This window comes from Mesorhizobium sp. WSM4845 (assembly GCF_055811455.1).
The window spans coordinates 1-13,143 of record NZ_JBVVQA010000005.1; the positions used below are offsets into that span (position 1 = coordinate 1).

The 13,143-nt window shown below is 59.4% G+C and carries 11 protein-coding genes and 1 tRNA gene; 7 read left to right on the forward strand and 5 right to left on the reverse strand.

Annotation, left to right across the window (positions count from 1 at the left end):
• Window positions 1-1,385, reverse strand: a 1,385-nt coding sequence (locus AC0L2C_RS07600; RefSeq protein ID WP_287395191.1) for a hypothetical protein, incomplete at its 3' end; no start/stop codon positions are given.
• Window positions 1,386-2,121: 736 nt separating this feature from the next.
• Between AC0L2C_RS07600 and AC0L2C_RS07605 the strand changes: the two genes are divergently transcribed.
• On the forward strand, window positions 2,122-2,832 hold the full coding sequence (locus AC0L2C_RS07605) for a helix-turn-helix domain-containing protein (RefSeq protein WP_473523093.1): 711 nt from the start codon (window positions 2,122-2,124) through the stop codon (window positions 2,830-2,832).
• 8 nt (window positions 2,833-2,840) lie between these two features.
• Entirely contained in the window at window positions 2,841-3,323 is a 483-nt protein-coding gene (locus AC0L2C_RS07610) for a hypothetical protein (RefSeq protein ID WP_027156248.1), read from the forward strand.
• Between the two features lie 192 nt (window positions 3,324-3,515).
• Here the strand turns inward: AC0L2C_RS07610 and AC0L2C_RS07615 are convergent, their stop codons facing one another.
• Complete coding sequence (locus AC0L2C_RS07615; protein WP_473523209.1) at window positions 3,516-4,043, reverse strand: transglutaminase-like cysteine peptidase; 528 nt, start codon at window positions 4,041-4,043, stop codon at window positions 3,516-3,518.
• A 493-nt stretch (window positions 4,044-4,536) separates the two neighbouring features.
• Here AC0L2C_RS07615 and AC0L2C_RS07620 point away from each other — a divergent pair, with 493 nt between their 5' ends.
• The 4 genes from AC0L2C_RS07620 (at window position 4,537) to AC0L2C_RS07635 (ending at window position 9,304) form a co-directional block, all read left to right on the forward strand.
• A complete protein-coding gene (locus AC0L2C_RS07620; RefSeq protein ID WP_473523094.1) occupies window positions 4,537-4,923 on the forward strand; it encodes a hypothetical protein in 387 nt (128 codons plus the stop codon).
• 353 nt (window positions 4,924-5,276) lie between these two features.
• Entirely contained in the window at window positions 5,277-6,341 is a 1,065-nt protein-coding gene (locus AC0L2C_RS07625) for a glycoside hydrolase family 88 protein (RefSeq protein WP_287238032.1), read from the forward strand.
• A 215-nt stretch (window positions 6,342-6,556) separates the two neighbouring features.
• Entirely contained in the window at window positions 6,557-7,540 is a 984-nt protein-coding gene (locus tag AC0L2C_RS07630; RefSeq protein WP_198032757.1) for a D-alanine--D-alanine ligase family protein, read from the forward strand.
• A gap of 51 nt (window positions 7,541-7,591) precedes the next feature.
• Window positions 7,592-9,304, forward strand: coding sequence for a GNAT family N-acetyltransferase (locus tag AC0L2C_RS07635; RefSeq protein ID WP_473523095.1), 1,713 nt, complete (start codon window positions 7,592-7,594; stop codon window positions 9,302-9,304).
• A 59-nt stretch (window positions 9,305-9,363) separates the two neighbouring features.
• On the opposite strand, the gene AC0L2C_RS07640 is transcribed toward AC0L2C_RS07635, so the two are convergent.
• Window positions 9,364-10,428: a DUF2332 domain-containing protein gene (locus tag AC0L2C_RS07640; RefSeq protein WP_287062897.1), complete on the reverse strand. Its 1,065-nt coding sequence runs from the start codon at window positions 10,426-10,428 to the stop codon at window positions 9,364-9,366.
• 136 nt (window positions 10,429-10,564) lie between these two features.
• On the opposite strand from AC0L2C_RS07640, the gene AC0L2C_RS07645 reads away from it, so the two are divergent.
• Window positions 10,565-11,497 (forward strand): alpha/beta hydrolase family protein, encoded by a 933-nt coding sequence (locus AC0L2C_RS07645; RefSeq protein WP_287062895.1) that lies wholly within the window; start codon window positions 10,565-10,567, stop codon window positions 11,495-11,497.
• Window positions 11,498-11,583: 86 nt separating this feature from the next.
• Here AC0L2C_RS07645 and AC0L2C_RS07650 read toward each other — a convergent pair.
• Window positions 11,584-11,658: transfer RNA gene (locus AC0L2C_RS07650), tRNA-Glu, on the reverse strand.
• Between the two features lie 191 nt (window positions 11,659-11,849).
• Entirely contained in the window at window positions 11,850-13,094 is a 1,245-nt protein-coding gene (locus tag AC0L2C_RS07655; RefSeq protein WP_287062893.1) for a D-Ala-D-Ala carboxypeptidase family metallohydrolase, read from the reverse strand.
• Between the last annotated feature and the right edge of the window lie 49 nt (window positions 13,095-13,143).

The window sequence follows — 13,143 nt, forward strand, 5'->3', positions numbered from 1 at the left end:
CCGCCACCACCGGTGTTACCGGCATCGGTGTCGCCATTCGCGGCGATCGGGATAGCTACGGCGACGTTGTCATCGCTTTTGTTCCCACCCCAAGAGGCACCGTTGTCGCTGCCAGCTTCGGCATCGTCCATCAGTGCCAGGGCGACAGGTACCGCGGTCGAGTCGCCGCCGCGTCCACCGTTGCCGCCGGACCCGCCGTCGCCGCCCTTGGCGTCGGCAAAGCCAAGCGCGCCAGCGTCGCCGCCCTTGGCGTCGGCATCGCCGCCGTCGGCCTTGGAGTCGCCGCCGACGCCGACGCCCAGGCCGAGGCCCAGACCGAGCCCGACGCCGTCGCCGCCGTCGCCGCCCTTGGCATCGCCGCTGTCGCCGCCAAAGGCTTCGCCGCTGTCGCCGTAACCGCCCTTGCCGTCACCGCCGAGGCCTGCGCCGACAGCCACGCCGGTCGCGTCGCCGCCCTTGGCGTCGCCGCTAACCGCGATCGGCACGGCGTCGCCGCCATAAGCGCTGCCGCCGTCGGACTTGGCGTCAGCGGAGCCGACGACAATCGGCACGCTCACGGCCACACCGCCGCCCTTGGCGTCGCCAGCCTTGGCGTTGCCGGTATCGGCATCGCCGCCCTTGGCGCCGAAGCCACCCAAAGCGACCGAATCGCCAGCATGGCCGCCGTCGCCGCCGGCATCAATGCCTTCGTCGGACTTGGCGTAACCACCCTTGGCGTCGCCCTTGTTGCCGAAGTAGCCGTTATTCTGGACCGTCGCGCTGCCGAGATAGTCGTTGTCCTTCATGTCGCCGGTCTGGTTGATGATGGTGGCGCTGTGGCCATTGCCAGCGCCGGCAAACGCGCCGTTCAGGACGTCCGAGAAGCTGACGTCATCGCCCGGATCGAAGCTGATGTCGCCGTCGCGGCTGAACATCATGACGCCGCCGAGGCCGACATTCACGTCGTCGAGGTCAATGAAATCGTCGTCCTGTTTTCCGTCCGACGTCGCGCTGGCGCTAACATTGGCGTTAACATTGGTGTTAACGTTGTTGGTGTTGGTGTTGGTGTTGCTGTTGTTGCTGCTGTTGCTGCTCGAATTGCTGTTGTTATTGCCGTTATTGTTGGTGTTGTCGCTGGTCGAATTGGCCGTAGCGTCGGCAATGCCGATGCCAGCTCCGACACCCACACCTACGCCGACGCCTACACCGGTGGCGTCAGCGTCGCTCTTGGCGTCAGCGTCGGATTTGGCATCGGCTTTGGCGTCGGCGCTGGCGTCGCTCTTGGCGTCGGCGCTGGCGTCGCTCTTGGCATCGCCATCTCCGATATCGATTACGGTGTCGTCATCGGAGACATCGCCGATGAACTGCCAACCGGTGTTGGAGTTATTGCTGTTGCGAGTAGTCATTGTCGTTCCCTCGGTTAGAGGCCACGACAACCGAACCACATTCAATCTGACGTGGTCTTGGGCTGCTCGCGGCCGTTAAGTTTTCTCGGTAAGAGGCCGCGACAACCGAACCACATTCAATCTGACGTGGTCTTGGGCTGCTCGCGGCCGTTAAGTTTTCATGTGGTTGGTTTTGGATCGCCTGCGCCTAGGGGACTAAGGCCGGAGATCCGGTCATCGTCTGTTTTTATGGCGTCACCTCCCTTTGACGGGGGAGCGAGGCAGCCAGATTGCGCACGAGTTACCGCCTGCGCCGCCCAACGGTGCGGTCGCTAGCTGCTCTCGTGATCTCTGGATGTTCCCCAAACTCCCAATACGGAACATTGGAAGTCTGTGACCGTCAGCCGTAAATTGAAAGCTGATAGTTGGAGCTAGCCCGTTTGGGATGATCTGCTCGCCATGAAGGGTTAAATCCTGGGGCGAAGACCAGGTCGGCAGCAATCGTGAATCGCGGACAGTTGCGCGCCGCGCCGCTGCCAGCACGGGTTGCCCTGGCAATTGCCTAGCTCGTCAGGACTATATTTTTTCGCCTAGTTTTGAGTTAGGAAGTCGTTAACGTGTGTCGTCCGGGTTAGGGGTTCCCGGCCTTTAGCGAGTGCAAGTAAACGGGTGGGTCATGAATGGGGTGGATGGGGTGGAGGCGAGCGGACGAGGTCGAGCTGATACAGCCGATAGAGAATCCTGGGCCCGACGAACCTTGCTGTTCATCGCCCCTGACGACACGATCTCAGATAGCCTGGTGCATGCCGTCGAAAGGGAATTCCCGTGGATCGGGGCTGAGCGCGTTCGCGACCTGTCCGCCACCTGGGCTGCGTTCGATCCTTCGGTTTCCCTTATTCTGATCGATGCGGTGTTTCTGAGCGAGATCGATTCCTGTTCCGCCCAGCTGGCCCGCTTCCACCCGGCAGCCATGACCGCTGTGATGCAGGACGACGGCAGGAGGCCGCTTTCCCCCGATGAGGTCTTTGCGTCGCGAGTGGTGCGCGGCGTGCTTCCCATGAACCTGAAGCTGGATGTGTGGCTTTCCGTGATCAGGCTCATGCTGCGCGGAGGCGAGTATTTTCCCTTGGCCATGTTTCAGTCGTACCTGAACAACGGCATCCCGCATAGCGACACGAAGGAAGCGAAGCCCGCCATCAAACGGCAAGCCGCACTCGAGGAGTCAGGCCAGCTGACGTGTCGGGAGAGTCAGATCCTGGAGATGGCGTCGCAGGGACTGCAGAACAAAACCATAGCGGCCGCGCTTCGCCTTTCCGAACACACCGTCAAAATTCACATGCACAACATCATCAACAAGCTGGGCGCCCACAACAGGACTGAAGCCGCAGCCCTTTTTCATGCCAGACGGGTTGCGGCCGCTGGAATGGTTCCCGGTGCGGATCGCCCGGCGATCTCAACTCTCACGTGAGCAGGTCGATGCCACGCTTCCAGGAGATTTTGCTGCTTGTTGGTCAATTGAACTACACATGGACCAACACAGAAAGCTTGCTGATTTACCTGATTGCCGGTCTGGCGAAAGTAGACAAGGAGACTGCGATCGTCATTTTCCTGACGCTGAACACCACGCGTGCACGGATCGAGCTGGTCGAGCGGTTGGCGAAGATGGCGGGAACACCGGTTGAATGCCGACGCCAGGTCCTGGAGATCGCCAGCCAGCTTACCCGGCAGGGAAAGCTGCGCAACAAATACAGCCACTGCATCTATTCGTTCGACGAAACGGGAACGCATGCGAGCACGCAACTAATGCGCATCTTCGACAGCAAGGATGCAATCAAATATGGGAAGATCGAGGAGCTCGACGATTCCGAGATGAAGCGGATCAGCGCCTCCATCCAGGCGATCAGCGCAATCAACAAGGATATTTGGCGGGTCGTCGAAAGCAATTCTTTCCCGCATTGAATTGCTTGCCCTGTGATGCCGCGCATCGAGGTTGACGTGGGCCACGATCAGGCCGCCGTGACCTCTGCCTGTACGCATTGTCGCGCAGAGCCGGTGACGGTCGCGGCCAACCGTCGGGCTGAGGACGCCAGATGGAAGATAGATCTGGTTTGCGCGCGGCGAAATCGACGCGGGGCGATCAAGGCACGGGTGTCAGGTTTTTATCCGCGCCCACTTGCCGTTTTCGGACTGGGACTGCCGAGCAAAATAACGGTACGACGTCCGTGACCAATTCCTGATCGCGCCCGTCCTGTTGTCCAGCACCAGATCGCCCTGGTTCGTCCGCACCGTCAGGACCGTATGACCTGCGCCGCCAAGCGTCGCAACGGTCAGCAACATGGCGGATGCGGGCCACCCGCGTTTCAACAACTCGGCTTTCTTGAGGATGGCGAAATCCTCGCAATCGCCTTCGCCGGTCGGCAAGCCCCAAACGTCGGCTCGGCCTGCGGAGTCTCTGTCGCCTCTCTCCTTGATGCGGCGATTGACCGACTTGTTCACGCTCGCAAGTTCCGCTTCCAGCCTAGGCGTGAGTTCGACCGCTTTGACCTTGCCGCGGGTGCTGCAGAGCGCCGGATCGCTGGCGCAGAATTTGTAGAAGGCGGCCGGTGCAAAGGCGTAGCCTTGCGTGGCCATCTTCGTTGCTGTTCCAATTGTTTGATTGCTGCAGCCGGCCAACAAAATGGCCGCCGCGAGAAGCGCCGCTGAACGAATCACTGAGTGTCCCCTTTTGGTGGGTCGGTATAATCCTTATGGGGGTTGGTAAATCAACCCTGAGAATCGCAATTGCGCAGGAACAAATTGTTTGCCATACTTAATAAAGTGTTACCGATGGTCGGTAATATTGAACTTTTCGCGCAACCAAAGGGGACGGGAGCGCCTTTTTTTCCCTCAAGGAGGAAGAAAATGCACCTGTACCCTGACGTCTCAAGCACGATTCTAAGAATACTGCTCCTTTCATCCGCTGCCTTCACGGTGGCAATGATCACACCGGCAACAGCACAGCAGAGTCAACGTCCTCGGCTTGCGGCTGCACAGTGCCAACCTCTCACTGAAGCCAATTTCGCGCTTTGCTGTATTGCAGCCAACCGCACCAGCATTCTTTCCGCCGCGCAAATCGACATGTGCCCGCCGGTTACCACGGCCCTTATTACCGCCACCTTGAACGATGGCGGCGATGGTGACGGCGACGGCGATGGTGACGGCGACGGCGACGGCGATGGTGACGGCGACGGCGATGGTGATGGCGACGGCGATGGTGATGGCGACGGCGATGGTGACGGCGACGGCGATGGTGACGGCGACGGCGACGGTGACGGCGGCGGCGGCGGCGGTGGCGGGGGCGGCGGCAGCGGCGGCAGCGGTGGTAGCGGCGGCAGTGGTGGTAGCGGCGGCAGCGGCGGCAGCGGCGGCGACGGCGGCAGCGGTGGTAGCGGCGGCAGCGGTGGTAGCGGCGGCAGTGGCGGTGGCGGCGGCAGCGGCGGCTAACGACCCACCAGATATTCGCTCGATAATCGCGAAGGGTGGGCGTCTAAAGACGCTCACCTTCCGTTTGGGATACTGAAAGGAGAGCCGGCGCGAGGCTGACTATCGGCCGCGAAGCTATCCTCACCACTCCTCCGCGCCGGGCTTCGTCGCAGACCGGCCCTTCAACTGCAGCGAAAACCAGGATCTTCATGGCTCTCTACGCTCATTTGGAGCCCGGCCCACGGCCGTTGCCACCGCCTAGACCGTGCCGTTACAGTCGACAGTTGAAGAACAGCCAAAAACTCGATCAATCTCGGCGAAACCATGTCCGCCCACCGGATTCAAACCTCCAAACGCCTCATGCCAAAGAGGAACTTTCATCGGGCCGAACGGTCTCCCGAACGACGGACGGTCGTGTCGCTGCCGGAGGAGATGGCAAGGATCCGAGACTTGGCGGAAGCCTGGATAATCCGCAATATTGGAAAAAAGGGTCTGTTTACCTACAGTATTAATCCGTATACGGGCGAGAAATCTGGAAAAAACAATGAACTAAGGCAGCTTATGTCGTCGCGCACGTTAGCGGAAATGAGCGTAGGAAATCTCTCGCTTCGCCCTGTTCATCGCCGGAATTTGTCATTCATCATGAATACATGGTATAGAGAAGAGGGTGGTATTGGTTATATTGAGTATGATGGCAAGTCAAAGCTCGGGGCGAACGCGATGCTGCTTCGCACATTCGCGGCAAGCCCTCACTTTGAACAGTTCCAGTCAAAGGCTAGTGCAGCCGCGGAGGGCATCCTTGCGCTACAGAATGCAGACGGGTCCTTTCGCCCTTGGCTAAAGGAGCCGAATTATTCCTTCGACGCAAAATACCTCTTAACATTTTACTCAGGGGAAGCATTAGTAGCTTTGCTTGAATATTACTTCCGGACTGGATTAACCCGTTATTTCGACGAAGCGGCGCGCAGTGCAGAATTCTATTTAGATGAATATGTCCGCAATATCGCAGATAATTATTACCCGGCATACGTGCCTTGGCACACCATGGCTTATCGGCATCTATATGAGTTGACGAAAGCCGATAAATTCGCCGAGGCGGTGTTTACTCTGAACGACAAATTGCTTGAACTTCAGGACCGGTCGTACAGGATTGGACGATTCTTCAATCCAGCAACCCCTCAGTACGGCCTTCCGCACGCGTCCTCGGACGGAGTTTATACCGAGGGGCTGGCTTATGCATTCGAGATGGCGCAGCGGACAGGGGATGAGCTGAGGGCAGGGCGATACCTTGACGCTATTATGCTCTCGTTGAAAAACATCGCATCCTTGCAGTATAGAGAAAAACTGGATGAATCTTCTCTTCCTTTTTATGCGTACCGAGGAGCCATCAGGACCAATGCAGAGAAAAATAGGTGGGCTCGCATAGACAATGCCCAGCATACGATAGACGCTATCCAGGTCTTGGAGAATTTTCTCGGAAGCAAGCAGGCTTCCACATTCGAGCTGGGGCTTTGACTCCCGTCAAAGGACAGCCGGTAGCCCCGAACTGCTCCTGCGTTTCTTCACCAGGCAGTGCGGCCAGCATCCCAGTCTGGATCTGTACCATTTCGACCTTCAACGCCACCCAATATATTGCCCGTGGTTCTGCTTGACCGGCTCAAGCCATGATGCAAGCATGGAAAAGCGTTTTGAACACATCAGGCTCATAAATGCCGACGTTGGAATACCTGTTGACCCCATCGCCGGAAGAGCTGGCGCAAACCCATGTGCTGTTTTTGGCGCGTCATGCCCTCGACTCCAGCCCGGAGCGCAGGGCCAAGTACGGCTACCACGTCGTCTACCATGCCATCATGCTCGAAACGCTACGCGGGCTGGGTTTCAGGGTCACGCCGGCGAGCGAGCACGAGGTGCTGTTCGGGCCTCTCGACTTCGATTTCCTCTATGCCATTCACTCGCATGCGATATTCGATGGTCACGAGCTCCTGGCGCCGGCAATCGCGGCCTATCGTGGCGTCCCCTGTCTCGGCGCATCGGCGTCAAGCCGGGCGGTCTCGGAAGACAAGGTATTGGCCAAGCAACTGGCTGCTTCGCTGGGGCTCGATGTCGCCAAGCACAGGATCATGCAGCCCGGTGAGGTCAGCAATGACAAGTTCAGCCTGCCCGGTTCGTGGATTGTCAAGCCGCGAGGGGGTATCGCTTCCGACGCAATTGTAAAGGTCGAGAATGAAGCGGATTGGCGGGATGCGCTGACAACCATCTCGGATCCGCGTCACGGCGGCCGTGAATTCATTGCAGAAGAGTTTGTGCCGGGCCTCAATCTGACGGTTCCAATTGTCGAGGGCTTCCCCCCGGGTTCATTGGCGGTCTTCGAGGAGCGCGGCCGCCCTGGCGACAATGTTCTGACCAATGAAGCAAAGCGAGGGCTCAACAGTTCCTACAAGTCCGCTCCTTACGACGGACCGGGAGCCGAGGAGGTTTCGGAGGCAACCGCGCGAATGGTGGCCGAGATGTCGCCATTCGACTATGCCCGCTTCGACTTCCGTTATGATCCCGACACGCGGCGGACCGTTTTCATCGAAGTGAACATCGCCTGCAACATGGCGCCGGCCTCGGCGGTCTATCGTTCGGCCGCCCTGCATGGGATCAAGTATGAAGAACTGGTGGGACATGTTTTGACGCACAGTCTCAGGCGTCAGAGAAAGCGGCAAAGATAACCGCAACGCTCGATAAGGCACTTCAGTGATGGTCAGCGCATGCAAATCGATATGGTCGACAAATTCGAAGCGTTGGAGCCACTGAGAGAGAATTGGGACCGGATATATGACTCCGATCCGGAGGCGAACTTCTTCCTGTCGTGGCTATGGATGTCGAATTGGCTGCGACGCCCAAATTGGGTGATTTTGGCCGCGCGGTCTCCCGGGTCGAACGAGTATGTCGCCTTCTTCCCTTTGCAACTCGTCACCGGGCTTGATGAGCAGGCGGGGTTTTATAGCAGCATGAGGATGGCCGGCTCGTATTTCGCCACCTATACGGGCTTCATCTGCGTTCCCGAATTCGAAGAGCAAGTCATTTCGTCGTTCGCCGATCGCCTGCAGGCGCTGAATTGGACAACGTTACACTGCGACGACATTTCGATATCGGCCAGGCGCCGTCAAATGCTGCTTGGAAGCTTTTCTGACAGCCATTTTGTGAAGGAAAAGATTGAACGACGTCGCCATACAACCCGAACAGGCGAAAATATAAATCATGACATCTATATGTATGTCGATTTGCCAGCCGATTGGGACGAATTCCTGGATGGCAACCTTGGCTCGAAAACCCGTCGTGATGTCCGCCATTTTCTTCGTCAGGTCGAAAATAGCGGAGAATACCGGATAAGTTTGGCAGACTTCGAGACAATCCAAAGCGACCTGGAGGTTTTCTATCAACTTTGGCTTGCGCAGTGGGAGGCCAAAAGCCGCGTCTATGCTCAGGGTGTTATTGCCAACTGCCGCCATATGTTACTTGAGTGCCACAAGGCGGGTGTGCTGTTCGCGCCGGTATTGTGGAAAGGCGATACTCCATTAGGAGTGCACATTGCGTTTATCGACAGGTCGAAGCGTTCACTCGTCTGTTTCCTCGTCAGCCGCAATCTCGCAATTCGGAAGCCTCCACCGGGCTTGGTGCTTCACGCCTACAGCATCCGTTGGGCAATTCAAAACGGCCTCAGGACTTACGATCTTGGCACTGGAGATTTTTCGTACAAGTACAGTTTCGGATCGAAGGAGCGGCTTGTAGAGGGTGTCCGGATCGACTCCACCAACAGCCGCAGAAACAGGCTGGATCGAAGAAGCCTTCCTTCAGTGATTTCGTCGGTGCGAAAGCTGCGTCAGGAGGGGAAGTTCTATCTGGCGGAGCGCGGTTGCAGGCAGGTGCTCGAGACTGAGCCGAGCAATCTGGAGGCGCGCCGGCTTCTGAACGAGCTTGTGGCGGCTAGGCGGATTGAGGAGCAATTTGCGCGTGCCTTGCAATGCCATCGGAGCAAGCAATTTTTGGATGCCCAGAGGATTTATCTGCAGGTGCTCGCAGCAAATCCCCGGCATTACGACGCTAATTGTCTGTTGGGCGTTCTATGTCTTCAGGCCGGTCGGTATCAGGCAGCGGACACCTACCTGGCTCGCGCCACCGAGATCAATCCCAAAGCCGCAGCTGCGTACAACAACAGGGGGCATGCCTTGCGCGGCCTGAAACGGTATGACGAGGCTCTCGCGTGCTACGAGAAAGCCATCGGGGTGAAACCCGATTTCGTGCAGGCAATGAACAATCGGGGGGTGACGCTGCGGGCGTTGGGGCGCATTGATGAAGCACTCGCCAGCTTTGACGAGGCGCTGACGCTCAAACCGGACTTTGCCAAGGCCTTGTCCAATCGCAACCAGTTGCGTGTGCCCCTGCCGAGCGACCGTTTGTCCATTGCCGATGATGTGGACACGTTAGAGTAAAGCGCGCCGCGTTTTGCATCTGGTCAAGGACAGGAATGGCCGGGTAAACCGTCGACCTGCTAACCTTTCCACTCCATCGATAGCCCATGCGGATCGCAGACCGCGAGCGTTTTGACCCTGCGCTCGCCATTGAAGTATCTGCTGACCTTGAGAGGATTGAACGTCTCAGTGGGGTTGGGGTGTGCGACCTCGCCTTCCACGGTGACGCGCCAGACCGGCGCCGTCTTGCTCGCCTCCAACAGGATATCGTTTATGCGTCGGTGTTGATCGCCGGAAAGCTGATAGCCCATTATCGTGTGATACACGCACCGGGCTTGATAAGGCGGAATCTCCGCCAGCGCAGAGGCCAGGTTCAGCACGGCGTCGCCGCCTTTGATCCGGGGCGGATGCGCGGCGGCGACCTTCAAGGCGCCGTCCAGTTTTGTGAGCCGGTCAATGCGCTCGGGCCAGACAAGCGCCTTGAGCCACCGACGTTCATTTTCATCCCGAACATCGGTCGGATAAAGTTCGAGGCCGACCCTCGATAAAACGGGGGGCGGGAACATCCCCAATACAGGCACGCCAGGCCCTTCAAGGATGCAGGAAAGGACAAAATCCGCATCGGTCCACCGCTCCAGCTTCGGAGCGCCTGTCCCGTCCGTATACCGATATCCATAGCTGTCGAAGTTCAGGTTCAGGCCGGCGCTGGATCCGATCTCGACGAGGCCAAGCGGAGCGGCGGCCTCGCGCGCAACCAGATCGAATGCGGGCAGCAGCAGCGCGCTGCGGCCAGCCTCGTTGGTGTTGGTGGCGCGTTTCGCGATGATGTCGACGAGTTCGGCTTCGTGGGCACCGCAAAAAGCGGCGAAAAGTTCGAATGCGCGATCGTCGGCCGGCCGCGTTCCGCCCAGACTCGGATAATAATCCTTGAGAGGATGGTCGACGCCGCCGAGCAGGAGATACTGTACCGCGCCGAAGACAAGGTTCGCCGCCGGCTGACCCTTCCTGCGCCCCGCCGCCAGGCGCTGCAGCGCGACATTGTCCGCAATCCCAAGCGACAGCTTTTCATAGAGGGGAGAGCCGCCACGACGAGACTCGTTGGCAAAGAAGCGGTAATAGTGAGCGCTTGTTTCAAACACCACCATAGCACGAACCTAGCGGGCAATAGATGTCTTGGATGTGGATTCCACCTGTAGTTGCCTTAATGCTTTCGGCCCAGCGGGTCAAGGAACCGGGCGAACAATAGAGGCTTTCGAGCATACATTCCTGAGAGGCTGGCGGATGAACGAAACCGTGGATGATACACCTTCGGGATATACTGTCATTGACGGCGCCTTTCGCGACGAATCGCGCAGCCGTTCCGTGCCGTACCGGCTTTATGCCCCAGCTCCCCTCTCTGGCGCTTCCCCGGTGATCCTTGTGTCGCATGGCATTGGCGGATCGCGCGAGGCGATGCCTTACCTCGGGCGGCGCCTGGCGCAAAGCGGCTACGTGGCGGTGCACCTGCAGCATATCGGGACGGACAGTTCGATCTGGCAACAGGCAAACTCCCTTGCGGAAGTCTACCGATTGCTTCGTGAAGCCATGTGGGACGCCAATGCTGCGCGCGCGCGATTTCAGGACGTGCCCTTTGCCCTGCGCGAGCTTGCGCGCATGAACGGCGAGGGGCGGCTCGCCGGCCGCCTGGATTTGACACGCATCGGCATGGCCGGACACTCTTATGGAGGCGTCTCGACGATGGTTGCAGCAGGGCAGAGAATGGGTCCGGGCGGGCAGTGGTCGTTCAAGGAGCCAGGAATTCGCGCTGGCCTGGTCATGAGCCCGAACATACCCATCCAGGGCGGCGACTTGGCCGCCCTTTACCGCGATATCAGTATCCCGCTCTTTCACATCACGGGGACGAAAGATGGCAATGCAGTGCCCGGCAACAAGGAATTCGATCCGATACAGCGGACCCTTCCTTACGAAGCGCTGACCATCCCTCATCAATATCTGCTCGTTCTCGACGGTGCTGGCCACAATGCGTTTTCGGGCCTGAAGCACGGACCACACGCCCACGGCCCCGAGGAAGAGACCCGCTACACGCGCGTTGTACAAGACGGAGCAGTGTCGTTTTTCGATGCCTACCTGAATGGGAAGACGGCGGCTCTGGCGGCGATTCGCCAAACGTTTCAATCCAGCCTTGAGCCGACCGACAGGTTTGAATGGAAATAGCGGGAAGTCCGCCAGTGTTCACTGACAGTTATTTGACCTGGATCCGACGTGGCAGGATGGGGGGAGCAGCCAGCTTGAGTTTTATCTGGTACGCCCAAGGGGAATCGAACCCCTGTTACCGCCGTGAAAGGGCGGTGTCCTGACCGCTAGACGATGGGCGCGCTCAGATGTGAGCGCTTATAGTTGCGTTGCACCAAACCGGCAACCCGTCTGCCGCTACCTGCGACAACTTTTTTCGGTGACCGCAAAACCGCGCATTTTCGGCGATTTTATCCCGGTTCGACGCGGCACCGTATGCCGTCCTGAGACGGCACACGGCGGGCGTTGCATGGACGAGAGGGAGAACCAGCCGTTACCGCCGGCGACGGCAGCGCCAGTTCCAGTCGCGCTCGGGACCGACGTCGATGTGGACGGATTCTGTATGGCAGTAGGTGCCGACGCCGCCGCGCCCTGGCATGCTGCGGATGTAGCTTGCCAGCTGCGCTTTCGAGACGCCTGGAACCTGGATGTCGGCAGCGGCGCAATACATGTGCAGCGAATTCTTGGCGCCGTTGGCGCGGCGATTGCGGGCCGGATCACGATAGCCGGAGGTGACGATCATCTTCTTGCCGTAGTGGCCCTCGATCGTCTTCAGCACGCGGACCAGCGAAGGTTTCAGGCAGGCAACGTCGACATTCTCGGTCTGCTTCAAAAGACCGTTGGGCGCCAGCCGGGCAAGTCCCGGAGCGTATGCCACCTGATATGCGCCGCCTTCATCCTCGTTCAGATCGACGTCGCTGTCGTCGTCGAGGCCGGATTTGCGCTTGATCTCGAAAAGCGCGGTCTTGCGCACGCCAGGCAGCGCGTCATCGGTGAAACGGCTGGTATCGCCGAGCGAAGCCAGTTGCACCGGCTTTTCAGCCGATTTGGCCGAGGCCAGGGTGATGGCGGGTTTTGCCCCCGCCTTGGGCTGTGCGGCCTTGGGCTGCGCCGCCGGCGGCTGCTCGCCCGACCTGTTGCTGGCCTGCGGGGCAGGTGCTGCCGAGGCCGGCGTGGCGCTGAACAAAGAGGCGAAAAACCCCTTCTTCTTCGGCGCATAGGCCTGCGGCTCTGCGGCGGTCACATAGACCGGGTTGTTCATCGCCGGCGCGGCGGACTTCGGCGCGGCCGTGCCGGCATCGGCGGTTTCAGTCTTCTGCGCAGCAGCGTCGGCCTGTTCAACCGTCTGCGCCGCCTGTGGCTGCGGCGTCTGGCCCGCAGCCGTCTCTGCGCCCGCTTTAGCCGGGACGGGGAAGCCGGCATCCGATTTGGTGCCTCCCTGGAGGGCCTGCGCCCCTGGCTTGGCCGCTGGCACATGAGCGACCTGCTCGGGAAGGCTTGCGTCGCCCTTGGCGGTCATCGTCATTTGTGAAGTCGTCATCTGCGACGATGAATCAGTGGTGACCTGTTGGCTGCCGGAGGCTGTGTCCGTAGCCGAGGCATTGTAGCCGGGCATGCCGACGGACAGGGACGGGTCGCCGGCCGAGGTGCAGGACGCCAGGAGCACGGAGAAAAGCGCGGCCGCAATGGCGCGGCTTTCTCCCTTCGCGAGGCGCGATCCTGCTGATTTCAAAACCAAATTCCCCCTCGATGTCCGGTCGGTACTTCATTGGCGGCACCGAAACGTC